The sequence below is a fragment of the Cytobacillus massiliigabonensis genome (assembly GCF_900199725.1).
In the GTDB taxonomy this organism is placed as follows: Bacteria; Bacillota; Bacilli; order Bacillales; family Cytobacillaceae; genus Cytobacillus; species Cytobacillus massiliigabonensis.
Window position 1 is genome coordinate 1,122,453 of sequence record NZ_LT904904.1, and the last position, 24,629, is coordinate 1,147,081.

The window sequence follows — 24,629 nt, forward strand, 5'->3', positions numbered from 1 at the left end:
ATAGAGTATATTAAGCGGTTGGACCGCCTTTTTCTTCAATTTCAGCAGGGACGTTTGAGAACTTCTTGAAGTTTTCGCGGAACTTAGCTGCAAGTTCCTTCGCTTTTACTTCATAGGCAGCTTGATCATCCCAAGTTTTGTTTGGCTGAAGCACTTCATCTGGTACACCAGGTACATGCAGTGGAATTTCAAGACCAAAGATTTCATCCTTAATGGTCTCTACATTATTTAATTCGCCTTCTAGGGCAGATTGAACCATTGCACGAGTATATGGAAGCTTCATACGATTGCCAACCCCATATTCGCCGCCAGTCCAGCCTGTATTCACAAGGTATACCTTTGCATTATGCTCATCGATTTTCTTACCAAGCATTTCAGCATATTCAGTCGCTGCACGAGGCAAGAATGGTGAACCAAAGCATGTGGAGAAGGTTGCTTCTGGTGAAGTCACTCCACGCTCTGTACCAGCAAGCTTAGATGTATAACCGCTAAGGAAATGGTACATGGCTTGCTCTTTCGTTAATTTAGAGATAGGAGGCAGGACGCCAAATGCATCTGCTGTTAAAAATACGATCGTATTAGGGTGTCCAGCAATGCTTGGATCCACAATATTATCAATCGCTTGAATTGGGTATGCAGCACGAGTATTTTCTGTTAATGTGTTGTCATCATAATCAGCCACTCTGCTTTCGTTATTAATAACAACGTTTTCCAGCACTGCTCCGAATCGGATGGCATCAAAAATTTGAGGCTCTTTTTCACGAGTAAGGTTGATGCATTTCGCATAGCATCCACCTTCAATATTGAATACTCCGTTTGGAGACCAGCCGTGTTCATCATCACCGATTAAGCGACGATTTGGATCTGCAGATAGTGTTGTTTTCCCAGTTCCAGACAGACCGAAGAACAGAGCAACGTCCCCTTCTAGCCCAACGTTAGCCGAACAATGCATAGGGAGGATTTCCTTTTCTGGGAGTAAATAGTTCATAACTGAGAAAATGGATTTCTTAATTTCACCAGCATATTCAGTTCCGCCAATTAATACCGTACGTTTTTCAAAAGAAACGATAATAAAGGTTTCAGATGCAGTTCCATCAATAGCAGGGTCCGCTTTAAAGTTTGGTGCGGAAATAACCGTGAATTCTGCCTGGTGATCCAACAATTCCTCATCTGTAGGGCGAATAAATAGCTGATGTGCAAATAAGTTATGCCAAGCATACTCATTAATGACTTGGATTGGCAGTCTATGTTTTTTATCAGCGCCTGCAAATCCTTTAAAAACAAACACTTCGTCTTTCTCTTGTAAGTAGCTTAACACTTTATTATATAAATTAGAGAATACTTCTTCAGAGATTGGCTGGTTCACACTTCCCCAATCAACTGTATCTAAAGTTGACGCTTCTTTCACTATATACTTATCTTTAGGCGAACGCCCTGTATATTTGCCAGTTGTTGCAGCAACAGCTCCAGTTGATGTCAGGGAGCCTTCATTACGATTCAATACTTTTTCAACAAGCTGAGGAACAGACAATTGAATTTGAATATTATTCCCTTTTAGTAAATCAATCAATTTATTTGGAATGCTAACAGAATTCATCTGATGAATACCTTCCTTTATCCAGTATTATTTTTGAAAGTGATTACATCTCGTAATTAGTATAACACATTTGGATGATTAATCTATACTATTAAAATTTTTTTTCAAAAAATAATAAAAATGTCACAATTGGCTTTTCAGCTAATTGTAATTTTTGAATTGAAAAATCAATAAGAACTCCCCATGTATGTTAAAATGGAATTATCAAAATGTAAACGGGATGATCTTTTTGAGAACGACTGCATTGTATGATAGAACATGTACGTTATGCAAGGAATCAAAGCGAATGTTTACCAAGCTTGACTGGTTTCGTCAAATCGATTGGGTTTCATTACAGGAATATGAAAAAAATGAGCAGGCATTTGCGTTTGATAAAGCTAGTTTGCGAAAAGAACTTCATATTATTACATCCAATGGTCATGTGCTAAAGGGCTTTTATGCAATAAGATATTTGTTCCTGCGTTTCCCCTTGTTCTTCCTATTAGGGGCTTTTTTATACCTTCCATTTTCCTATATAATTGGAAATCCAATTTATCAATGGATTGCTAAAAATCGCCATAAATTTCTAAAAAGAAAATGTGAGGACGGAAGTTGTTCATTATAGCATAGGTTATTAATCAAAAAACAAGAATTTTATTCAGATAGTTATTGACATAAATTCATTCTATACGTTATGATTTTACCTTGAACGGATACTCTCTTATCCCGAGCTGGCGGAGGGACAGGCCCAATGAAGCCCAGCAACCTGTTAAAGATTTTTTTAGCAAAGGTGCTAACCTGACGCAAGGACTTAGAGCCTTGAACGATAAGAGTGAAAGGCGCGAATCGATTTGTTTTCAACCTTTTCACATATGAAAAGGTTTTTTTGTACTTTATGGAACCTTTAATTATGGATTAGAGTATAATAAAAAACTAAGTCTTTCGCCATAGATACTTGGCTATAAGAAATGTTTTTTAATGCAAATTTGATGGACGGCTTTTGGTTTTTTGAGTTTTTAATATGACTGTGTTTAAGTGTTAAAGGGGCATATTAATAAAAACTCCCTGTTTATTTCATACTACTTAGGGAATGAGTTCCGTATCAACCTAAGGTTGCTTCCTGCTAAGCGATCTTGCCTATAATATAAATAAGGAGGAATCCAGATGTCAACAAAACGTCGTTTGTTTACTTCTGAATCAGTTACTGAAGGCCATCCGGATAAAATTTGTGACCAAATTTCTGATGCGATTTTGGATGCTATTTTAGCAAAGGATGCCAATGCACGTGTTGCAGCTGAAACGTCTGTAACAACAGGTCTCGTTCTAGTTGCTGGTGAAATTACTACTTCTACATATGTAGATATTCCAAAGATTGTACGTGAAACGGTGAAAGAGATTGGCTATACACGTGCAAAATACGGTTTCGATGCAGAAACTTGTGCAGTATTAACATCCATTGATGAGCAATCTGCTGATATAGCAATGGGTGTTGACCAAGCCCTTGAAGCGCGTGAGGGATCAATGAGTGATGAAGAAATCGAAGCGATCGGTGCAGGAGACCAAGGCTTAATGTTTGGTTATGCTTGTAACGAAACAAAAGAGCTTATGCCGCTGCCTATTTCATTAGCACATAAACTTTCCCGCCGTTTAACAGAAGTTCGTAAAGAAGATATTCTTCCTTACCTTCGCCCAGATGGCAAAACGCAAGTAACAGTAGAATATGATGAAAATAACAAACCTGTTCGTATTGATACGATTGTTATTTCAACTCAACACCACCCTGAAATTAGCCTTGAGCAAATTCAACGCAATCTGAAAGAACACGTGATTAACCCTGTTGTTCCGAAAGAGCTAATTGATGAAAATACAAAGTACTTCATTAACCCAACTGGCCGTTTCGTTATTGGCGGACCTCAAGGGGATGCAGGTCTAACAGGCCGTAAAATTATTGTTGATACTTACGGCGGATATGCTCGCCATGGCGGCGGTGCATTCTCTGGTAAGGATCCTACAAAAGTTGACCGTTCTGCTGCTTATGCTGCACGTTATGTGGCAAAGAATCTTGTAGCTGCAGAATTAGCAGATAAAGTAGAGGTTCAGCTTGCTTATGCAATTGGTGTTGCACAGCCAGTTTCTATTTCTGTCGATACATTTGGCACTGGAAAAGTAAGTGAGGATGTATTAGTTGATCTAGTGCGCAAACATTTTGACCTTCGTCCAGCTGGAATTATCAATATGCTTAATCTAAGACGCCCAATTTACAAGCAAACAGCTGCATATGGCCATTTTGGCCGTACAGATGTGGACCTTCCTTGGGAACGTACGGATAAAGCAGAAGCTTTACGTGCAGACGCAACAAAATAATATAGAAAAAAAGGAGCTGCAAATTGCAGTTCCTTTTTTATAAAATATTGCTGTAATGCTTGGACATAAAATGATTATATTGACCATACACCCGAATTTATTTTCAAACGGTTGGAATAATCTCCTACTGATTTTGCAAAGACTTATAGTACTGTCCTTTTTCAGCGTACTCTCTGCTAATACGTTCCATATCCTTTATATCATCAGCTGTTAATTCCCGAATCACCTTAGCTGGTCTGCCAAAAGCTAACGTGTTCGGCGGGATTTTCTTTCCTTGTGGAACAAGGCTTCCCGCCCCAATAAATGCGCCTTCGCCAATCTCCGCTTGATCAAGTACAATGGACCCCATACCAATGAGAGCTTTCTTTCGAATTATGCAGCTATGAAGAATGACTTGGTGACCAATCGTTACTTCATCTTCAAGAATTAATGGGTTGTTTGGGCTTTGATGGAGGACTGAATTGTCTTGAATATTCACCTTTTTTCCAATAAATGTAGGAGCCACATCGCCTCTAATAACTGTATTAAACCAGACACTTGACTCTTCACCAATTTCTACATCACCAGTAATAGTGGCAAAATCAGCAATAAATGCAGATTCGGCAATTTTCGGCATTTTATCTTTATAAGGATATATCATAAATAACGCCCCTTATGTTCGTATTTTCAATCTATTCTAACATAGGACGATGGGACAAGAGTGAGGTTGTAGATTTAATTTGTTGAAAAAAATAATGATATAAATCAAAAATAACGGGATAAAATGTGATGAATTCTTGTTTCTAAGCTATAATTTATAAAGAATGGTTTTTCGCTTCAACATAAGGTTTAGGAGGAAATATGATGTGGAAATGGGAAGCTGAAGGAGAGGCTAAAGCGGTCATTGTAATGGTTCATGGTGCGATGGAGCATCATCGCCGCTATGGGTGGCTTATAGAAAAATGGCGATTATCAGGTTTTCATGTCATTATGGGAGATCTTCCAGGCCAAGGGATGACAACAAGATCAAGCAGGGGCCATATCGAATCTTTTGAAGAGTATCTCTCAGAAGTAAAGGATTGGATTCAGGCTGCCTATCAATTTGATTTACCTGTTTTCCTTTTTGGACATAGTATGGGCGGATTAATTTCTATTCGCCTGCTTCAAGAGGAAAAAATGGATCTAGCAGGAGTGATCCTGTCTTCTCCATGTTTAGGATTAATTAAAAAGCCATCTAAGCTGATTGACATTCTTTCTATCGGACTCAATCTGATTATTCCAAGCTTAAGAATGGATTCAGGACTTACTGTAGAAATGGCAACGAGTAATCAGGATGTTCGAGACGCCGATGCCAATGATACTTTGTACGTTAAGAAAGTATCTGTTAGATGGTATCGAGAACTAATGACTGCGATTAAGCTTGCATTTGAAAAGCTTGATAAAATACAAGATGTCCCGCTGCTTGTTATGCAGGGGGGAGATGATTTGATTGTCAATAAGAAAACTGTAAACGAATGGTTCAATCTTGCCCCTTTTTCCGAAAAACGGTTTAAAGAATGGCCAAAATATTATCATGAAATATTCAATGAGCCTGACCGGGAAGATGTATTTGAATATGCGAAAGATTTTGTTTCCAGTCAATTAAAGGCAATTGGCTATATTGAGAAGTAAGAAGAAATGGTTTATCGCATCGCAGGAACATTTGGCAATAATTGTTCCGAAGACGCTTGGGCATTTCTTTAAGGAGTGAATTTATGAGCGTTCCTTCCATGCCAATTAGTTTAATGTCTAAAGTATATCGAAGGGTTTTGCCATTAGTTCATAAGGAATTAAATTTTTGGAAAGAAAGAGCTGAGAGGATTCCGGATCAGGAGTTAAGGAAGCAGGCACTGGCGAGTATAAAACATAAAACCTTTCATTGTGAAGGCGGTTCGATTATGGCGTTAATGGCAAAAGAAGATTTTCCAAAAGCCATTAAGTTTATTGTTGCATATCAAACAATTAGCGACTATTTAGATAATTTATGCGACCGCAGCACTTCTCTCAATCCGGAAGATTTTTCAGCCCTTCACGAAGCAATGATGGATGCGTTATCTTTAGATGCAGAACCGAAGAATTACTATCGCTTTCGCAGGGAAAAGGATGATGGCAACTACTTAGCTGACCTTGCTGCCACTTGCAGAGAGGTTCTTTCAGAAGTTCAGGACTATGAAAAAATAAAGAGTTATCTGCTTGAACTATGTAGCTATTATTGTGATTTGCAAATCCACAAGCATGTGAAAGTCGAGGAGCGGGTCCCACGCTTGCAGGATTGGTTTCAACAATATAAAGAGAGAATACCTGAAATGGAATGGTATGAGTTTTCTGCATGTTCAGGATCTACTTTAGGTATCTTCTGCCTTATTTCATATGCAATGAGAGATGACTTTGAAATAGGCTATGCTGAAAATATCCGCAGTGGCTATTTTCCTTACATACAGGGTCTGCATATTCTTTTGGATTACTTCATTGACCAAGAAGAAGATCTTGAAGGCGGGGATTTAAACTTTTGTTTTTATTATGAGAACGAAGAAAAGCTATTTGAACGTTTAAAACATTTTGTGATTGAAGCGGACAAGCATACAGAGCAGCTTCCGCATAAACGGTTTCATCAGTTAATCAATCGTGGTCTGCTCGGTATTTATTTATCTGATAAAAAGGTAAGAAAGCAAAAGAATATCAAAAAGCTAGCTAGGAGTATGATAAAAACGGGTGGAGGAATCAGCTACTTCTTCTATTGGAACGGAAGGGCTTATCGTGCGATGCAAAATTGGATTCCTGCTTATTTTAAGAAAGCATTATTAAGATAAAAAACCTGCAAAATAAAATTTTGCAGGTTTTTTATCTTTTTTCAATTGCAATGATGAACGGCGGATTGTTCTGCTGATTGATAAATTGGTATTGCAAGACATGAGCATCCTTTTGATCCAATTGCTTCACAAACGGAAGGAGCGCATCTCTTTCAACGGTCCCTTCTTGATGTCCATGATAGACGACAAGCACAATGATGCCCTCAGGAGCCATAATTTCAAGCAGCTGTTTTATAGCGGAAATCGTTGTTGCGGGTGTAGTTACAATCGTTTTGTCGCCGCCAGGCAGGTAGCCTAAATTAAATATAGCTGCTTTTATTTTTCCATGGTGCGATTCTGGAATACTGGTAAAAATATGTTCATGTCCTTTATGGAACAAAGTAACTCTATCTGAGAGCTGTTCAGCCAACACTCGTTTCCGTGTGTTGATAACAGCTTCTTCCTGAATATCAAATCCATAAACCATTCCTGATTCACCGATCAAATGGGCCAAAAATAAAGTATCGTGTCCATTGCCAAGCGTGGCATCAACAACATAGTCGCCGTTAGACACTGCTTTTTCAATTAATTTGCGTGCAAAAGGGAGAATTCCATCAAGCTTCATGCTTGAATCCCTACTTGACTTGGCTTATAAAATTTACCCTGCCAGCTGTTTCTGTGTTTTAACTCCGCATCAATCGCGTTAAGAACTTCCCATTTATTAACACTCCACATTGGACCGACCATTAATTCAATCGGACCGTCGCCTGTGATACGGTGAATAATCATTTCCGGTGGTAAAATTTCTAATTGGTCACAAACTAAGCTTACATAGTTTTCAAATGATAAGAACTCTAGCATTCCTTTTTCGTATTGTTTCACCATTGGTGTTCCTTTTAAAAGATGAAGAAGATGAATTTTAATTCCTTGTACATCAAGCTTTGCTACTTCTTTGGCTGTTTCCATCATCATTTCTGGCGCTTCTAGCGGGAGTCCATTAATGATATGTGTACAAACCCGAATGCCGTGCTTGCGAAGCTTTTCTACTCCTTCAACATAGCATTTGTAATCATGTGCCCGATTAATTAGAAGAGCGGTCCTTTCATGAACAGTTTGCAGCCCAAGCTCAACCCATAAATACGTTCGCTTATTGAGCTCTGCTAAATATTCAACAACATCATCTGGAAGACAATCAGGTCTTGTTGCAATGGACAAACCGACTACGCCTTCCTGCTGCAATACTCTTTCATACATATCTCTCAGCACTTCAACAGGAGCATGTGTATTTGTGAATGCCTGGAAATAAGCCATGTACTTGCCATCTTTCCATTTATGATGCATTTTTTCTTTAATCTCATTAAATTGTGTTTCTAGATCATCCGCACGGTTGCCAGCATAGTCCCCTGATCCAGCAGCACTGCAGAATGTACAGCCGCCATGTGCAACTGTACCGTCCCGATTCGGACAGTCAAAGCCGCCGTCAAGTGCAACTTTAAATACTTTATGGCCAAATTCATTCCGTAAATGGTAATTCCATGTATGGTAACGTTTGTCATCAGCGGCAAACGGAAAAGGATTTGTCTGAGACATTCGTAAAACCTCCTATAAATATGTCATTTCGAAAATACTGCATAAAAATAATCATAACACGAAGTAATCCTGATAGCCAAAGTAAATTGTTTCAAGTTAAATTGCCAGCAATTTATATAGTAGGAAGATAAAAATATGAACAAACTAATGGATGAAGCCTATGCTTCTTATAGTGAGTGTTTAAAAAGGAGGACAAAAAGAGCCGAGAAGTTCAAGGAAGCGCAGCCACCGAGCACCGGAACGTATGCCTTTATATGTGAGGAGCGGAGGAGCAAGCTGACGCAGAAATTCGACAGCTATTTTTCCCGGACTTTTTGAACATCCTTTTAAAAACCCATTCTGATGTAGGAGGGGAAATGATGGCAACTCGTGAATCGATGGATAATCTTATTCAGCAATGTGAGGATGCAATTCGTTTTGCTCAAGACCAGTATGAAGAGGGGAGAATGCAGGCGCATTATAATGATGAAGGATATACAAATGCGCTCCAATCTCTTGAGAATGCATACAATGATTTAGCTAAGATGGCACTTAGCGCAAATGCACAGCAGCGTGAGCAGCTTCATCGAATGAGGCTCCAATTGCAGCAGCTTCAGAACCAGATGATTATTCTTCCGCATAATTAGGAGGGAATGGCATGGTAAAAAAACGTTCAAAGCAAAATAACCCTGAACAAAAAACAAAAAATGGCGTGAATAGCAATGATTTAGAGTTAGGCAGTGACTTTGATTTAGTTAAGCAAGCCAAGAAAATGTATGCAAAAAAGGGACAACCGGTTAAATCCAAATTCCATCCTGAATAAGAATAATAAGTGCCTTGATGCATCTTACGCATCAAGGCTAATTTTTTTGTGTCTAGCTTCAGCGGCTAACCCCCGACTGACAGGACGTACTAGTGCCGGCAATGCGACAGGAAGTCGAACTTTTGTCGACCTCATTTCCACTTGAAAATTTTCCCTCGTTCACAAAGTGGTAAAGAACTTACAGAAATAACGTGCTTAAAGTCACAGATGTACAGCCTTGTAAAATGGTTTAAATAAGGTAAGCAATTAAAGAGGATTTCAAATGTTTTAGAATATAGCTTTTTCAATTCTTATCAGTTTGGTTGCTTATTTTTTTAAAGTATACATGTGAAAACATTCACAAAACGTTCATAATATAGAGTTTCTAAGAGGGAAGGGTGTCAAATGATGAAAAAAAGAATCTTAACGTGGATAGGGATGATGATTCTGCTCCTCAGTTTACCAGGCTATACAAGAGCTGATAATCAAGCAGCTATCCTTAAAATGGAAGAGTTAAAGGTTCAAGTCATGCCAGAGTATGCCAATCATCCAAAAGATAAAGAAAAAAGTCATCCTTCTTTATTAATTGGGTATCATGGCACATTAATTAATCCTACAGATCAACCAGTAAAAGGACAAATCGAGATCCCGCTTCCAATGGATGAGGAGGATTTCCGAATTGGGTTTGTCGCTGATTATAATCGTGATTTATCTGAGCTGAATGAAATCGAATATGAAATGGATAAAAAAAATCGTACGATCTCGTGGAAAACAAGTGAAGACATACAGCCAAATGAGCCATACAAATTTGTTGTTGAATATTATACGAATCAATTGATTGTTAATAAAGAAACAAAGAAATTATCCTACAAATTCAAAAGTTTTGCAGATATCGGTCTCGTGAGTGTTGTTTTTTTAGAGCCATTGAAGTCCGAAAGCTTTCAATTAACTCCCTCCGCAGATTCTCACCAGGAAAATGGATACGGGATGAATATGTTCTTATATCAGATTCAAGGAATGAAGCCAGATGGGACCAAAGAAATTCAGCTTGAGTACAAGCGTTCAGAAACAAAAACAACAATGGAAATAATGGAAGAAATGACCGGAAATCCGGAGCATGCTGAAAAGGCAATGCAGAAAAATGAAACTTTGCCAATTTGGCTCTTTCTTACAGTAGTTGGGGGAGTAAGTGCAGTTTCGGCCATCCTGCTTATTTACTTCATGAAGAGAAAGAAAAAATCACAGCAGATTCACAATAAACAATCAGGAGAAATTATGAAAGATGAAAAAGTGAAAAAGTCTCGTTTACGAGCAATGCTTTTAGAAGGGAGTATTTCTCAGCAAGAATATGATGAATTGCTAAAAAAACTAGGGGGATAAAAAATGTCTAAAAACAAAAAAATTATCTTTGGTTTGTCACTTGTTGCAGTTGCGATTATGATCATGTTTTTTTCTACTATGCCGAGTGCAGGGAGCAAGGAGATTTCAATCGATGAATTGCTTACCGGGAACTATAAGGACGAGTACGTTCTGACACAAGGACTTCTAAAAGAAGATTCAGTGAAATGGGATGCAGATAAGATTGAATTGACATTCGAAATTGCTGATGAAGAAAGCAGTTCGTCCCTTCCTATTATTTATAATGGCGTAAAGCCTGATAATTTTTCTGAGGATGTCATTGTAATTGTTGAAGGGTTTATAAAGGATGATGGAGTGTTTGAAGCAGAGAAGGTACAGACAAAATGCCCTTCAAAGTATGAAGGAGAAGATACGGAAAACTATGACGCGAAAATGCATAAAAACATGAACGAAAATAAGCAGGATGAATAAGACAGGCGGGTGACAACATGTATCTAATCGGCAATATCGCACTTATACTAGGCATCGTCATTTCAGTTTACTCTTTAGCAGCCAACATCATCGGCATCAAAAAAAATGATAGAAAATGGTTGGAAAGTGCTAGAGGAGGAATCTTATCACTTGCTTTTGTGACGAGCATATCTGCTTTCCTGCTTTTTTATATTCTTGGCACGAGTCAATTTCAATTCAAATATGTGGCAGCCTACACAAATAATCAGCTTCCGCTCGTTTATAAGCTTGCTGCTTTTTGGGCAGGAAATGCAGGATCCTTGCTGCTATGGGCATTCTTATTAAGTATTTATGCTGCTGTAATTGTGCTAAGCAAGAAAAAACAAAACAATATGATTCCGTATGTTTCAAACATTTTATTGTTAAATCTGCTATTTTTCTACATTGTGATGGTTTTTAACGCAAATCCTTTCGAGATGACAGAGACAATTCCAGCGGATGGAAAAGGACTGAATCCAATGCTCCAAAATCCTGGAATGGTCATTCATCCTGTCACTTTATATATGGGGTATGTCGGACTTGCGGTGCCATTTGCTTATGCGATTGCAGCATTGCTAATGAAGAATATGGATGCAGGGTGGATTAAATTAACGAGAAGATGGACATTAACTGCCTGGCTCTTTTTAACAATCGGCAATATTGTCGGCGGATGGTGGGCTTATCTTGAACTTGGCTGGGGCGGTTATTGGGCATGGGATCCAGTAGAAAATGCCTCCTTCCTACCTTGGTTGACAGTATCTGCCTTTCTTCATTCAGTTATGATTCAGGAACGGAAAAATATGCTCAGAACTTGGAATGTAAGTCTGATTATCTTGTCTTATATTCTCTCTCTTTTTGGCACTTTCCTTGTCCGAAGCGGTATTTTAACAAGTGTTCATGCCTTCGGTGATAGCAATCTAGGAACCTATTTCTTAATCTTCATGGCATTTATGATGATCTTTGCTATTTATGTCGTTATTACTCGTTATCAGCTGATTAAAAAGGAAAGCAGACCAATTGAGGCTTATTTTTCAAAGGAAAGCAGCTTCTTACTAAATAATTTCATTTTAGTTGCCGCCGCATTTGCTGTTTTCTTTGGAACGATGTATCCGCTGATTTCTGAAACATTGACGGGGACGAAAGTAAACGTGGGTGCCCCTTACTTTAATAAAGTAATGGCACCAATTATGCTCGCTCTTCTGTTCTTAATGGCTATTTGTCCGCTTATTTCGTGGCAGAAGGCGGTTTTCGAGCGGTTTATCAAAAATACTCTTGCTCCAATAGTCGCCGCCCTTTTATTCGCAGGATTGCTTGTGGTGATGGGGGTGCGAGGGATCTATGCCATTATTGGGTTAACAGTTACTGTGTTCATGTTTAATGTACATCTTGCTGAGTTTTGGCGTGGGATAAAAGCAAGGAGAAAAGCAACGAAAGAAGGATTTATAAAGGCAGCATTCCAATTAACTAAGAAAAATCAGCGAAGATACGGAGGCTATATCGTTCATATTGGGATTGCGGTTATTGCAGTTGGAGTTATTTCTTCTAATGCTTATTCTGAAGAAATGATGAAAACAGTTAATCAGGGTGAAAGCTTTAATGTCGGGAATTATGAGCTTACCTTTAACGAACTGACAGAAACGGAAGAAAAGGGAAATGGAATTGTGGCTGCCGATATTTATGTCAAATATAAAGGAAAAAGCAGCGGTACTATCCATCCAGAGAAAATATTTTATGGAACATGGCCAGAGCCTTCTTCAGAAGTAGCAATAAAAACTAATTGGAAAGAGGACTTATATGTCGTGCTCAGTTCCTGGGAAAGCAAAGAGAAAGTGACTTTTGTCGTGAAAATTAATCCCTTTGTCAGCTGGATTTGGGCAGGAGGAATTTTGATGATAATCGGAACAGCCATCGCACTTATTGGCGGAAAGCCATCTGCATTCTTTAGAGTGAATGGTCGGCAGGCGGGTGTTCGGGCATGAAAGAAATAACAAGAAGGCAAATGATAAAATGCTCACTCGCTATGATCGCTTCGATCATTCTGATTGACCTGGGTTTTGATGATAAAAGGGTAAAAGCAAATACAAAATTCGATTACAATTCCAAGGAATTTCAATCGATTATTAATCAATTAGATATGCAAGGACACGCTGATCATGATATTTCTACTTGTTCCATTAAAAAAGTCTATTATGAGGAAGTGATTGAGGCATTAAATCAGGGACAGTCTGAAAAAGAGATCCTTCAATCCTATATTGATGAGTATGGCCAGGCAGCATTACGCACCCCAGGAGCAGAAGGGAGCGGGATCATCGCCTGGATCACTCCAGCACTCGGGTTTTTATTAGGAGCAATCATAGTAGGCTTTGGCATTAAGAAATTAACGAATAAAAATGGCGGCAAGGAAACAATATCCTTGGACTGTGACGAAATGACTGAGATGGAAAAGGAAATTGTTGAAATTACCTTTGAAGAAGAGCGGAGAAAGCACTTTTGAACAAAAGGAGCAATCATTATGGATTACATTTTTTTACTCCTAGGATCAGTAATCATTATTACTTGTTTTTACTTTATCGTTTCTCCCTTTTTTAATAGAGGTGGAGAAAGCTATAGCAATTCAGGAGAAACTGAAGCAGAAATGCCCTTAGAAATGATCTATGCAGCAGTAAATGAATTGGAAATGGACTTTCTTATGAAGAAGTTGATTCAAGATGATTTTGAAAGGATGAAAAAGCAATATCACACACTTGCGGCTAGTTATTTAAAATCAGAAACAAAACAAAATAGAAGCCAGCCTAAGGGAAACCGAGATTTGGATATTGTAGATCGAGAAATTCTAAAGGAATTGAATAAAATACGAAAAACAAAAAAGGATAAGGGGTGATTGAAATGCCTCCATATCATCCAGATTGGCTTGTTAACTTTTGGCTGGGGACACCTTTCCTTAATATGTTTGACCCTCATGCTGTATTAATATTTCTAGTAGTCGTAACTGTCATGATTGTCATTATTCAAAGAAGAACCCTCGCTTTTAGACAAGAGTTTGATCATGATGAAAGCCAATTTCAGCTGCTCTTAAAGAAGAAGGAGGTAATAGAAAAACAAATGGCCCAGCTTGATCAGCAAAAACAGCAGGGAAAGATTACTGATGAACTTTATATTACAAGAATGAAAGAATATGAGGTTCATCTTAAATATGTAAAAAGTGAGCTGATTCAATTTACTTAATGAGATACAGTCTATTCTCATAATCAGAAAGAGTTGAAGTATATGCTTGAGCTAAAAGATATTACAAAAGTAATTGGTGACAAGCTGATTTTAAGAAATTTCTCTCTGACCTTAGTTCCTGGGGAGAGTGTTGCTGTTATCGGACCAAATGGGGCCGGGAAGAGTACCTTTTTTAAGCTCGCTGCAGGTCTGATGCAGCCTACAAGTGGAGAAATTTTTCTAAACGGAGAGCAGATAAAGAAGAAAACTCATCTTTTGAAAAAAAGAATCGGTTACCTCGGACATGAGTCATTTTTATACAATGCTTTGACACCGTTAGAGAATTTACAATTCTACGGTAAGTTATACAAGGTAAAAAATGTTGAGGAAAAAGGATTGGAGCTCCTTAAATCAGTTGGACTTCACTATTTTAAAGATATACCTATCCGTTCCTTCTCCAGGGGAATGATCCAGCGATTGGCCATTGCCCGAGTTCTTCTTGCAGAACCTGAATACCTTCTTCTCGATGAACCGCATACTGGATTAGATCAAGAAGCGGTCTCGCTGCTAAATCAATTGATTAAAGAGAGACAGAAACAAGGAATTTCGATCCTATTAATCTCACATGATTTCGAACAGGTGATAAATGTCTGTGATCGGGTGCTTATTTTGAATAAAGGAAGAGTTGTCAGTGATAAGAATATTGATTCGCAATTAGAATTGATATCCTTTAAGAAATGGTACGAAGCGGCGGTGAGCGGGAAATGAAGATAATTCTTGCAGATGCCTTAACGGTTGCCGCAAAAGACTTGCGGAATGAATTGAAGTCGAAACAAACCATAGGAATGATGATTATCTTTTCAAGTTTGGTCATCTTGATTTTCAGCTTTGCATTTGATCCAACGAATAATACCGTAAAAGCGATTATTCCTGGCCTGATTTGGGTGATTACGATATTTTCTGGTCTGCTTGGGCTGAATCGCTCATTCATATCGGAACAGGAGAATGATAGCTTAACAGGATTGAGAGTGGCACCAATTGACCCATCTAGTATCTTTCTTGGCAAGGTAGCTGCTAACCTAGTTCTCGTTATCATAGTTCAGCTGATTAGTATTCCCATATTATTTCTGCTTTTTGATTACCGATTTCATGGTGATATGATTTGGTTTCTTTTAATAGTCCTTACAGCTACTATAGGATTCATTGTAATCGGAACATTTCTTGCGGCACTTGCTGCAAATGCGAAAAATAGCGAGATGCTGCTGCCAGTTTTATTATTGCCGCTGTTAAGTCCATTAATGATTGGCGCCGTTCAGGCAACAAAAATTGTGCTAGGACAGGAAGGCATTAAGGATGCCGTTTCATGGCTACAGCTTATGGCTGGATATAATCTATTGTTTTTTGCAGCTTGCTTTTTCTTATTTGAATATTTAATGGAGGGATCATAGATGAAACAACCGTCTGCGTTTTTCGATCGAATGCTGTATATATTGCTCGTACCAGCTATGTTCGTTTCTTTATATTTAATTTTTATTTGGTCGCCTATTGAAAAACAAATGGGTGCCTCCCAAAAAATATTTTATTTCCATGTCAGTACAGCGTGGGTTGCATTCCTCGCATTCTTTGTTGTTGGATATTATTGTGTCCTTACTTTAAAAAAACCGACTGAATCCCGTTTTATCAAGGCTGGAATTTCTGCAGAAATAGGTGTGGTTTTTACAACAATTACTTTATTAACGGGGATGATTTGGGGGAAGTCAGCCTGGAATACATGGTGGACATGGGAGCCCCGGCTCGTAACGGTTCTTATTCTGCTATTCATCTATATTGCCTATTTATTTGTTCGAAAAATGGAGGGCACTTGGGAAAAAATTGCGAAGCTATCTGCTGTTTTTGGAATTATAGGGTGTATCAATGTACCGATTGTATTTATGGCCATTCGCTGGTGGAATACAAAACTTCACCCGGTCGTTTTCGGCGAAGGGAAGAACCAAAGTGGCGGAGGCGTTGAGCCTGATATGCTTGTTACTTTATTATTCTGTATTGGCACGATTACCTTGCTTTATTTATTCATGATGCGTAAAGGCATTGAGATTGAAAAAATGCGTCTAACTGTAAGAAAAGCGAAAGCAAAAGTGATTGAAAAATTAGCAAGTTAAATAGGAGGAGAATAGTATGGGTTATTTATTTATGGCATACACAGTTATTTGGGCTTTACTTGCAGGGTATATATTCATTTTAGGCAAACGCCAAACGGATTTGAAAAAAGAGCTTAAAGTTCTCGAGGATTGGAAATCAGAACAATAAAAGCAGGTGAAGGAAATGAGAAAAAAAGTTATTCCAATCATCGTATTAGTTATTGTTGCAGGTGTCCTTGGAATCCTCATCAATGGGATGAGCGGCAAGGCATCTGCAATTCCTGGTGATGAGGCAATAGATTTTCAATTAAAGGATACGGAAGGAAAGGAATATCGATTATCTGACAGCAAAGGGAAGATTGTAGTTTTGAACTTTTTTGCCACTTGGTGCCAGCCTTGTATAGATGAAGCACCCGAGCTTGAGGCTTTTGGAGCTGAATATGAAGGTGCCGAGCTATATATCATTGCAAAAGGCGAAACAAAAAAGAGAATAGAGAAATATAAAAAGGAATCGAATTCTAAATTACTCTATTTACTCGATACGAAAGAGGAAATCTCGAAGAAATACAATGTTATTGGTCAGCCTGAAACAATCATAATCGATGAAAATGGCGTTATTTTCGAAAGATTTTCTGGGCCGACAACGAAGAAAAGCTTGATAGAAATAATTGAAAGTATTCACTAATTCTTGGTTTAAAATGCTAAATCAGCATTTTAATATATGCTTTTTCATTATTTTTAGAGGAGGTGAAAAAGATGAGAAGAATGCTTAAAAAGCTATTAGCCATTGATAAAAGATTATTAATATTTATTGGATTATTTGCAGGAATTGTTCTATCTGTTGTGACGGTGAAAACCTTTGCTTATACAGATTCCCCTGAATTCTGTCAAAGCTGTCACATTATGACAAGTGCTCATGATACCTTTGCGGACTCTACTCATGCGACGCTTGCTTGCAGTGACTGCCATTTGCCGCATGATACGTTAGCAAATAAGCTCGTATTTAAAGCGAAATCTGGTCTTGGTCATGTATATTACAATACGCTAGGGGCAGAAAAGATTCCTAATGTGTTAATAGCAACGGAAGGTTCAACAGATGCAATTAATCAGAACTGTATTGATTGCCACGAGAGTACATTGGATAATGTCTCACACGATGCGAAGGATAGCTGTTCCAGCTGTCATCAGGCAATCCCGCATGGCAATGGCTTTAAAACAGAGGATTATTTTAAACCGCCTAAACCAGGTGAGCTTTTAGAAAACAAAGGAGGTACGATGAACAATGGCTAGGACTTATAGATGGTTATTACTCTCCCTGGCTGCTGTCATACTGATTATTACAGGCTGTTCAAGCTCTGATGCTACCACTGCTGCAGAAGATGCGAAGACTGGATTGTCAAAAGATGAAATCAGCAATGAGGCGTTTAAAGATTTATTCCCGCTTCAATATGACAGTTATCAGAAAAACGCAGAGGATACTAAGGATACTAAATATAGCGGTTCAGTCAAACGAAGTAAGTTCGACCAGGATAAAGAGCCATATTTGCCAGTTCTTTTTAATGGTTATGGATTTGCAACAGACTATAATGAAGACCGCGGACATATTTATGCAAATGAAGATGTGCGTGCAACTGCACGGATAACTGATAAATCAATCGGATCTTGTTTAACATGTAAATCAACAGCAGTTCCGCATATGATTGAAGAAATGGGCGATGACTATTGGGGAGGCAACTTTAACGATGTTATTTGGCCAAAGGCAGAATCTATGGGTCATTCTCCAATTGGCTGTTCTGACTGTCATGATCCTGAAACAATGGATTTGCGTATTACTCGCCCAAGCTTTATTAAAGGGATGGAGGCGCAAGGCATTGATGTTTCTAATGCAACGAAAAATGATATGAGAAACTATGTCTGTGCACAATGCCACGTGGAATACCACTTTGCAGCAGAAAATAGTGAAGTAACATTCCCATGGAATAATGGTTTCAAACCAGAAGAAATGTATGAATACTATGAAACAACAGCAAAAGAAAATGGCTTTCAACAAGATTTTATTCATAATGTTTCAGGTACGCCAATAGTTAAAGCGCAGCATCCAGATTTTGAGACGCATATGGAAGGGCCTCATGGACAGGCTGGCGTCACATGTTCTGACTGCCATATGCCATATGAACGGGTAGACGGCAAGAAGAAAATTAGTTCTCATTGGTGGCAATCACCACTTAAAACAATGGATCAGTCATGTGCAACATGCCATAGTGATCGTGAACTTGAAGATCTGGAAAAGCGAGTAGCTGAAATACAAGATACACACATGGAAGGTTTGCATAAAGCGGAGGACATCTCTATTAGTGCGCATTACTATGTAAATAAAATGATTACTTCTGGGGTAAGTGAAGATAAAATAAAAGAAGCTCAAGAACATATCCGTAAAGGTCAATGGTTCTGGGATATTGTCGCTGCTGAAAGCGGAGCAGGTTTCCATAACCCGCAAGGTGGAATGAAGGCTTTAAGAGTTTCAAGCGATGAATCCAATAAAGCGATACAAATTGCCACAGAAGAGCTTGTTAAAAAAGGTGTCAATATCGATGAATTAAAAGAAGAAATTGAAAAAGTGAAGAAGGCTGTTTCAGAAGAAAAAGATAACGCAAAAAAGAAAGAGCATGCGACCAACAGCTACTTTCCAGCACAGCAGCCTCCTCCAAAATAGAGAATAAAGTAAGCTATGAAAACACTGTACAAACTTAGTTTGTACGGTGTTTTCTTTATTGTGTCAAAATGTTGAATAGGTGTCAATTAACTCACTCCATTTTCTAAATAATTCACAATTTGATTTTTCTGAATTTTTATATTTAATTAGCAGGCGAAATACTTATTGCAAGGACAATAAAAAAGCAATAAAATTTACTTTGGAATACGAAATAAAGAGAATCTTAATTTCACATATAGAAGAATATGAACAAATTTTAAGATAGAATGATCTTGGTGAAAGCGACCTAATTAAGGCGCTTTTTAGTCTTTTTATGAAAGGAGCGTTCTTTTTCATGCCACGTGTCTTATGGCTATTAGTTATTGGGATGGCAGTGAATGTTACGGGCTCTTCTTTTTTATGGCCTTTAAACACGATTTACATTCATGACCATCTTGGGAAATCATTGTCAGTTGCGGGAATCGTGCTCATGTTGAACTCTGGGGCAACGGTGATCGGAAATTTATTTGGAGGAGCACTTTTTGATAAAATTGGCGGTTATAAATCAGTCTTGCTTGGAATTGGAATCTCGTTATTTTCATTAATTGGTTTAACCTTTTGGCATGGCTGGCCAATGTATGTCATCTTTTTAACGATTGCTGGTTTTGGAGCAGGCATTGTTTTTCCATCGATGTTTGCGATGGCAGGCTCTGTTTGGAAAGAAGGAGGAAGAAAAGCCTTTAATGCGATGTATGTCGCACAAAATTTAGGGGTTGCAGTAGGTGCTGCACTTGGTGGGTTTGTTGCTTCTTATTCCTTTCAATTGATTTTCTTAGCAAATACACTAATGTATGTCATTTTTCTTATCATTGCTGTTTCAGGGTATAGAAAGATTAATACTATTTCAGTTTCACAGAGTTCAATTTTAAAAGAAAACACCGGTGTAAAAAACCATACAAAGCTATATGCTTTATTAATTCTTTGCCTCGGATATTTATTGTGCTGGGTCGGATATGTTCAATGGCAGACGACAATTGCAGCCTTTACACAGGAGTTAAATATTACATTAAAGCAATATAGCTTCCTTTGGACAGTTAATGGTGCATTGATCGTACTTGGTCAGCCCCTAGTCAATATCTTTGTGAAGCGCATTAAATCACTCAAAACACAAATTAATATAGGAATTATTATTTTTATAGGTTCATTTGCTTTGACAGCAGGTGCAAAAGAGTTCCCAATCTTTCTTACAGCAATGATTATTTTAACAATTGGAGAAATGTTTATTTGGCCAGCCGTCCCGACAGTTGCAAATGATTTAGCACCTAAGGGAAGGGAAGGCTTTTATCAAGGGATCGTCAACAGTACAGCAACTGGCGGCAGAATGATCGGACCATTATTAGGAGGGGTTCTAGTCGATGTTTACGGAACTTCCATGCTATTTACAGTTCTCATAATTCTGCTTGTCATTTCAATTTTTACTACTTTGATTTATGATCGGAAAATTAAAGAAAAGAAGCAATTGGCACACGTGTCTTAAATACGACAGGAAAAGCAGTGGGAAAACCACTGCTTTTTGTACTTTTTAGGTGGATAGGAACAAAAGCTGAATTAGCGATAATTATAAGGGGCTACTATTGAGATGCCAACATGAAAATAACAAAGAATAAGTCTATGAAGGCTCCATTTAGGTCGGCAAACGAGAAAAAGGTCCTTCATCCAAGGGATGAAAGCCGAAATCGGTTCGACCATGCGAAGTAAGTCCTTCATCCCTTGGATGAAAGCCCGAAATCGGTTCGACCATGCGAAGTAGGTCCTTCATCCAAGGGATGAAAGCCCGAAATCGGTTCGACCATGCGAAGTAGGTCCATCATCCAAGGGATGAAAGCCCAAAATCGGTTCGACCATGCGAAGTAGGTCCATCATCCAAGGGATGAAAGCCCGAAATCGGTTCGACCATGCGAAGTAAGTCCTTCATCAAGTGTATGAATACCTGAATACAAGCTATCAAAGGGAAAATAGTTTCATTTGATTATCAGAGTTCACAGTTATAAAAAATTGCATGCCACATCATGGTGTGTTTATTAGATGTTTAGCATACAAAAGGGAGCCGTTATGATAATCAAAAGGTCATATGGCAATATCTTTATAATGTTGTTCAACGAAGACGACTTTGTCGAAAAAACTTTTTAATAGGATCCATCTTGCTGGATAGGAATAAATAAAATCTGCGATTGCACTTTCTGAAAAAAGGACTAGACAGTCTAAAGAAATCTCAGATTGCTGTTTTAAATCATACAATAGTGCATGCGGAATGGTATAGTAGTCGTTTAATTGCAAAGGGTTAAGCTTTATCGCAGTAATTTGGTGTTCATTTAAATAAGTTTGCAAAGCGTGTTTCTGTACCTCCATACTCTGCTCTTTAGTAAGGCTTTCCGCTTGCCATAGCTCGTTTATTATATAAATTCCCTTCATTTCCATCCACTCCCTACTGTATTGTTCACTATCGGTATAGGCAAAAATGTGATTGTACATACATCTCAATGATGAATTTTCTGAAAAGTGTGATAAGATAATAGGAAATTATTTCGGATAGGAGATCTAAATGAGGAGTGCACTATTAGATATACCAATTGATATTGTCGAGACCATTGTGGAAAATGCTTTTGGCTGGCTTGTTGTTGTAGATAAAGAGGGCAAGATCATTTATATAAATAAAAATTACTGTGATTTTCTAGAAGTAGAGCGCGATACAGTGATTGGTGTTCATGTTTCCAAGGTAATAGAAAACTCACGGATGCATATTGTTGCTGCAACGGGAAAAGAGGAAATTGCAGATCTTCAGTACATAAGAGGTAACTATATGATTGCTAACCGCATTCCAATTGTTTCAAATAATCATGTGGTTGGCGCATTTGGGACTGTTTTTTTTCGCGATACAAAGGAATGGATGAAAATGAACAGTCATGTAAAAAGCATGCTGACGAAAATTCAAAGCTATATCCAAGAAATTGACCGCAGTGTGAAATATAGCTTAGATGATCTTCTTGGAAACTCGAAGCAAATTCAGAGCTTAAAAGATAAAGTAAAGATGATTGCTGCAAGTGACATCTCCGTTTTAATCCGCGGGGAAAGCGGGACAGGCAAGGAATTATTTGCACATAGCATTCATCAATTAAGCAACAGAAGCCACCAGCCTTTTGTGAAGATAAATTGTGGAGCCATTCCAGAGCACCTTTTGGAATCAGAATTATTTGGTTACGAGGAAGGCGCGTTTACTGGAGCTAGAAAAGGTGGAAAAAAGGGAAAGTTCCAGTTGGCCGATGGAGGGACATTATTTTTAGATGAAATTGGTGATATGCCAATCAATATGCAAGTAAAGCTATTAAGAGCTTTACAGGAAGGCGAAGTGGAGAGTGTAGGATCAACTGAACCTGTTCATATTGATGTAAGAATTATTGCTGCTACGAATCGTCCGCTTGAAAAAATGATGGAAGAGAAAAGATTCAGAGAAGATTTGTTTTATCGAATAAATGTTGTGCCATTCACAATTCCCCCTTTGCGTGAGCGAATGGAAGATGTTCCTATTTTAATGGATTATTTTATAAAAAAAATTACGAAAAAATCAGGAAAAAGAATCATGTCTGTAGATGAGGATGTAATTGAAAGGTTTCAGCAATATAGCTGGCCAGGCAATATTAGAGAAATGGAGAATGTGATTGAAGCAGCCATTCATCTGACAAACAATGAAGTGATTACTTTGGCTTCACTTCCCGATTATTTGAAGGAGTCATCACTTTTTCCTGTCGGAAAGAAGAAATTAAAGGAAATCATCGAAGAGACGGAAAGGCGAATATTACTTCAAAGCATAGCAAAATACAATAACAATAAACTAGAAGCAGCAAAGGCTCTCGGGATTAGTAAGTCATCATTGTATGAAAAACTTAAAAAATATGAAATTGACCATTAGTCGTCCAGAATTTCGGAAGGCGTTCCGGAATTCTGGACTTTCTTTGTATTCATCAATCAACAAAGGCTTTTATGAAGCTAATTCATTTGAGGGATTCCAGATTTCCGGAAATAAAGTTCACATAATTTTCAAATTTTCCTGTTCCTTATCGCTTTTTACTTTTGGCATGCTACTTGCAATAAATAAAATAGAGGAACATTTTGTACCTTGCCAGAAATTATTTTGAAATGTAATCATTTTCAAAAGGGGGATGGAATAGCGAAAAAAGGTGATGTGAGCTCCAAACTCAAAATAAAGGAGGAACTGGAATGCTTAGCATGATTGGGTTAATTGGTGGATTGGCATTATTAATATTTTTAACCATGCGTGGAATGAATCTTCTTGTCGTAGGTCCTTTGTCAGCGATATTTGTTGCCGTCTTTAGCGGGATGCCGCTTTTTCCGCAGCTTGCCGGAGAAGGTGAGGCGAATCTGGTTGGCAATTATATGTCAGGGTTTTCCGGGTTTGTTACCTCATGGTATTTAATGTTTTTATTAGGTGCTATTTTTGGAAAAGTAATGGAGGATAGCGGGGCAGCTGATAGTGTTTCCAAGCTGATTGTCGATAAGCTTGGAATGAAGTATGCGGTTCTTGCCATTGTTGTTTCCTGTGCGATCTTAACCTATGGCGGTGTCAGCTTATTCGTTGTAGCTTTTTCAGTTTATCCAATGGCTTTAAGCTTATTTAAGCAAGCAAACTTGCCGAGAAGATTTATTCCAGCTGCCCTTGCCTTCGGATCAGTTACATTTACGATGACCTCAGCTGGGTCTCCAGAAATTCAAAACTGGATTCCAATTGAATATCTTGGTACAACGCCATATGCTGGCTTGGAGGTTAGTATAATCGTTGCTGTCTTTATGATGATATTTGGCTATTGGTGGCTGAAGAGAATGATCACTAAAGCAGTTCAAAGAGGAGAAACATTTATAGCAAGAGAAAAAGATCCTGTATCAGTAGATAAAAAGTTGCCGAACCCGCTTATGGGAGCAGTGCCATTAATCGTAGTACTTATTATATCATTCATTTTCCACGATTCTCTTAAACAATCAGCATTAATCATTGCTTTATTAGGTGGAGTAATCGCTACTTATCTACTAAATCGCAAGTATTTCCAAGACTTCTGGAATGCTGTCTCTGAAGGAACGCTAGGTGCATTAATTGCCATTGGAAATACAGCAGCTGTTGTCGGTTTCGGCGGTGTGGCAAAGGCAGTACCTGCATTTGAAACAGCCGTGGATTTTATGACCAGCATCCCGGGAAGTCCGCTAATCGGTGCGGCGATCGCCGTGAGTGTAATTGCTGGAATAACTGGATCAGCCTCTGGAGGACAGGTCATTGCACTTCCTCTTTTAGCACCACACTATATGGATATGGGAGTTAACCCGGAAGCGCTGCATCGGGTTGCTGCGGTTTCGTCCGGTGCACTTGATTCACTGCCTCATAATGGATATGTTGTAACTACGGTCCGCTCCATTTGCGGAGAGAGCCATCAGGATGCCTATGGGGCAGTTGGTGCTGTCACGGTCATTGTACCGTTAATAGGGGTTGCAATTGCTATTATTCTATTCTCTTTTGGACTTGGCATCTGAGTCTAGGAATTTCTTTTTCTAGCATTGTTTTTCG

General features: G+C 38.4%; 27 protein-coding genes and 1 riboswitch. Of the genes, 22 read left to right on the forward strand and 5 right to left on the reverse strand.

The annotated features are described in order from the left end of the window. Positions 1-10: 10 nt before the first annotated feature. On the reverse strand, positions 11-1,597 hold the full coding sequence (gene pckA, locus C1726_RS16665) for a phosphoenolpyruvate carboxykinase (ATP) (RefSeq protein WP_102274178.1): 1,587 nt from the start codon (positions 1,595-1,597) through the stop codon (positions 11-13). A 220-nt stretch (positions 1,598-1,817) separates the two neighbouring features. Here pckA and C1726_RS16670 point away from each other — a divergent pair, with 220 nt between their 5' ends. Continuing rightward, entirely contained in the window at positions 1,818-2,201 is a 384-nt protein-coding gene (locus C1726_RS16670) for a thiol-disulfide oxidoreductase DCC family protein (protein ID WP_235822868.1), read from the forward strand. A 93-nt stretch (positions 2,202-2,294) separates the two neighbouring features. Then, positions 2,295-2,409: riboswitch (SAM riboswitch) on the forward strand. Positions 2,410-2,740: 331 nt separating this feature from the next. Beyond that, positions 2,741-3,940, forward strand: coding sequence for a methionine adenosyltransferase (metK, locus tag C1726_RS16675; protein ID WP_102274179.1), 1,200 nt, complete (start codon positions 2,741-2,743; stop codon positions 3,938-3,940). A 124-nt stretch (positions 3,941-4,064) separates the two neighbouring features. On the opposite strand, the gene C1726_RS16680 is transcribed toward metK, so the two are convergent. Next, positions 4,065-4,580 (reverse strand): gamma carbonic anhydrase, encoded by a 516-nt coding sequence (locus tag C1726_RS16680; protein ID WP_102274180.1) that lies wholly within the window; start codon positions 4,578-4,580, stop codon positions 4,065-4,067. A 203-nt stretch (positions 4,581-4,783) separates the two neighbouring features. Between C1726_RS16680 and C1726_RS16685 the strand changes: the two genes are divergently transcribed. Together C1726_RS16685 and C1726_RS16690 are read left to right on the forward strand one after the other, a co-directional pair. Continuing rightward, a complete protein-coding gene (locus C1726_RS16685; protein ID WP_102274181.1) occupies positions 4,784-5,590 on the forward strand; it encodes an alpha/beta hydrolase in 807 nt (268 codons plus the stop codon). 83 nt (positions 5,591-5,673) lie between these two features. Then, on the forward strand, positions 5,674-6,768 hold the full coding sequence (locus C1726_RS16690) for a tetraprenyl-beta-curcumene synthase family protein (protein WP_102274182.1): 1,095 nt from the start codon (positions 5,674-5,676) through the stop codon (positions 6,766-6,768). A 31-nt stretch (positions 6,769-6,799) separates the two neighbouring features. Here the strand turns inward: C1726_RS16690 and C1726_RS16695 are convergent, their stop codons facing one another. Beyond that, entirely contained in the window at positions 6,800-7,372 is a 573-nt protein-coding gene (locus C1726_RS16695) for a class I SAM-dependent methyltransferase (RefSeq protein ID WP_102274183.1), read from the reverse strand. Next, on the reverse strand, positions 7,369-8,337 hold the full coding sequence (locus tag C1726_RS16700; protein ID WP_102274184.1) for a TIGR01212 family radical SAM protein: 969 nt from the start codon (positions 8,335-8,337) through the stop codon (positions 7,369-7,371). Before C1726_RS16700 ends, C1726_RS16695 begins: the two co-directional genes overlap by 4 nt. Before the next feature lie 359 nt (positions 8,338-8,696). Here C1726_RS16700 and C1726_RS16710 point away from each other — a divergent pair, with 359 nt between their 5' ends. From C1726_RS16710 to C1726_RS16785, 16 genes are all read left to right on the forward strand, one after another. Next, a complete protein-coding gene (locus C1726_RS16710) occupies positions 8,697-8,963 on the forward strand; it encodes a YtzC family protein (protein ID WP_102274186.1) in 267 nt (88 codons plus the stop codon). Between the two features lie 11 nt (positions 8,964-8,974). Further along, entirely contained in the window at positions 8,975-9,139 is a 165-nt protein-coding gene (locus C1726_RS16715; protein WP_102274187.1) for a glycogen biosynthesis protein GlgD, read from the forward strand. A gap of 387 nt (positions 9,140-9,526) precedes the next feature. Beyond that, positions 9,527-10,498, forward strand: coding sequence for a hypothetical protein (locus C1726_RS16720; RefSeq protein ID WP_102274188.1), 972 nt, complete (start codon positions 9,527-9,529; stop codon positions 10,496-10,498). A 3-nt stretch (positions 10,499-10,501) separates the two neighbouring features. Further along, positions 10,502-10,948 (forward strand): cytochrome c maturation protein CcmE, encoded by a 447-nt coding sequence (locus C1726_RS16725; protein WP_102274189.1) that lies wholly within the window; start codon positions 10,502-10,504, stop codon positions 10,946-10,948. 17 nt (positions 10,949-10,965) lie between these two features. Then, positions 10,966-12,945 (forward strand): heme lyase CcmF/NrfE family subunit, encoded by a 1,980-nt coding sequence (locus C1726_RS16730; RefSeq protein WP_102274190.1) that lies wholly within the window; start codon positions 10,966-10,968, stop codon positions 12,943-12,945. Next, entirely contained in the window at positions 12,942-13,460 is a 519-nt protein-coding gene (locus tag C1726_RS16735; RefSeq protein WP_102274191.1) for a cytochrome c-type biogenesis protein CcmH, read from the forward strand. Before C1726_RS16730 ends, C1726_RS16735 begins: the two co-directional genes overlap by 4 nt. Before the next feature lie 18 nt (positions 13,461-13,478). Beyond that, positions 13,479-13,847, forward strand: coding sequence for a hypothetical protein (locus tag C1726_RS16740; protein WP_102274192.1), 369 nt, complete (start codon positions 13,479-13,481; stop codon positions 13,845-13,847). A gap of 5 nt (positions 13,848-13,852) precedes the next feature. Further along, positions 13,853-14,191: a hypothetical protein gene (locus C1726_RS16745; protein WP_102274193.1), complete on the forward strand. Its 339-nt coding sequence runs from the start codon at positions 13,853-13,855 to the stop codon at positions 14,189-14,191. A 42-nt stretch (positions 14,192-14,233) separates the two neighbouring features. Beyond that, the gene (gene ccmA, locus C1726_RS16750) at positions 14,234-14,938 is read left to right on the forward strand and encodes a heme ABC exporter ATP-binding protein CcmA (protein ID WP_102274194.1); all 705 of its coding nucleotides are present in this window, start codon (positions 14,234-14,236) and stop codon (positions 14,936-14,938) included. After that, entirely contained in the window at positions 14,935-15,618 is a 684-nt protein-coding gene (locus C1726_RS16755; protein WP_102274195.1) for a heme exporter protein CcmB, read from the forward strand. The genes ccmA and C1726_RS16755 overlap by 4 nt, the downstream gene beginning before the upstream one ends. After that, on the forward strand, positions 15,619-16,329 hold the full coding sequence (locus C1726_RS16760; RefSeq protein ID WP_180968231.1) for a cytochrome c biogenesis protein: 711 nt from the start codon (positions 15,619-15,621) through the stop codon (positions 16,327-16,329). A 16-nt stretch (positions 16,330-16,345) separates the two neighbouring features. After that, the gene (locus C1726_RS16765; protein ID WP_102274196.1) at positions 16,346-16,477 is read left to right on the forward strand and encodes a CcmD family protein; all 132 of its coding nucleotides are present in this window, start codon (positions 16,346-16,348) and stop codon (positions 16,475-16,477) included. A 15-nt stretch (positions 16,478-16,492) separates the two neighbouring features. Then, positions 16,493-16,993 carry a TlpA family protein disulfide reductase gene (locus C1726_RS16770; protein ID WP_102274197.1) on the forward strand — a complete coding sequence of 167 codons (501 nt, stop codon included), beginning with the start codon at positions 16,493-16,495 and terminating at the stop codon, positions 16,991-16,993. A gap of 71 nt (positions 16,994-17,064) precedes the next feature. Continuing rightward, entirely contained in the window at positions 17,065-17,598 is a 534-nt protein-coding gene (locus C1726_RS16775; RefSeq protein ID WP_235822794.1) for a cytochrome c3 family protein, read from the forward strand. Further along, positions 17,591-19,021 carry an ammonia-forming cytochrome c nitrite reductase subunit c552 gene (locus tag C1726_RS16780; RefSeq protein ID WP_102274198.1) on the forward strand — a complete coding sequence of 477 codons (1,431 nt, stop codon included), beginning with the start codon at positions 17,591-17,593 and terminating at the stop codon, positions 19,019-19,021. The genes C1726_RS16775 and C1726_RS16780 overlap by 8 nt, the downstream gene beginning before the upstream one ends. A 334-nt stretch (positions 19,022-19,355) precedes the next feature. Further along, positions 19,356-20,537 carry an MDR family MFS transporter gene (locus C1726_RS16785; RefSeq protein ID WP_102274199.1) on the forward strand — a complete coding sequence of 394 codons (1,182 nt, stop codon included), beginning with the start codon at positions 19,356-19,358 and terminating at the stop codon, positions 20,535-20,537. A gap of 590 nt (positions 20,538-21,127) precedes the next feature. Here the strand turns inward: C1726_RS16785 and C1726_RS16790 are convergent. Beyond that, positions 21,128-21,472, reverse strand: a complete 345-nt coding sequence (locus C1726_RS16790; protein ID WP_102274200.1) for a hypothetical protein — start codon at positions 21,470-21,472, stop codon at positions 21,128-21,130. 130 nt (positions 21,473-21,602) lie between these two features. Here C1726_RS16790 and C1726_RS16795 point away from each other — a divergent pair, with 130 nt between their 5' ends. Both C1726_RS16795 and C1726_RS16805 read left to right on the forward strand, forming a co-directional pair. After that, positions 21,603-22,967, forward strand: coding sequence for a sigma-54 interaction domain-containing protein (locus C1726_RS16795; RefSeq protein ID WP_102274201.1), 1,365 nt, complete (start codon positions 21,603-21,605; stop codon positions 22,965-22,967). A gap of 308 nt (positions 22,968-23,275) precedes the next feature. Further along, complete coding sequence (locus C1726_RS16805; RefSeq protein ID WP_102274203.1) at positions 23,276-24,595, forward strand: GntP family permease; 1,320 nt, start codon at positions 23,276-23,278, stop codon at positions 24,593-24,595. Positions 24,596-24,629 lie beyond the last annotated feature (34 nt).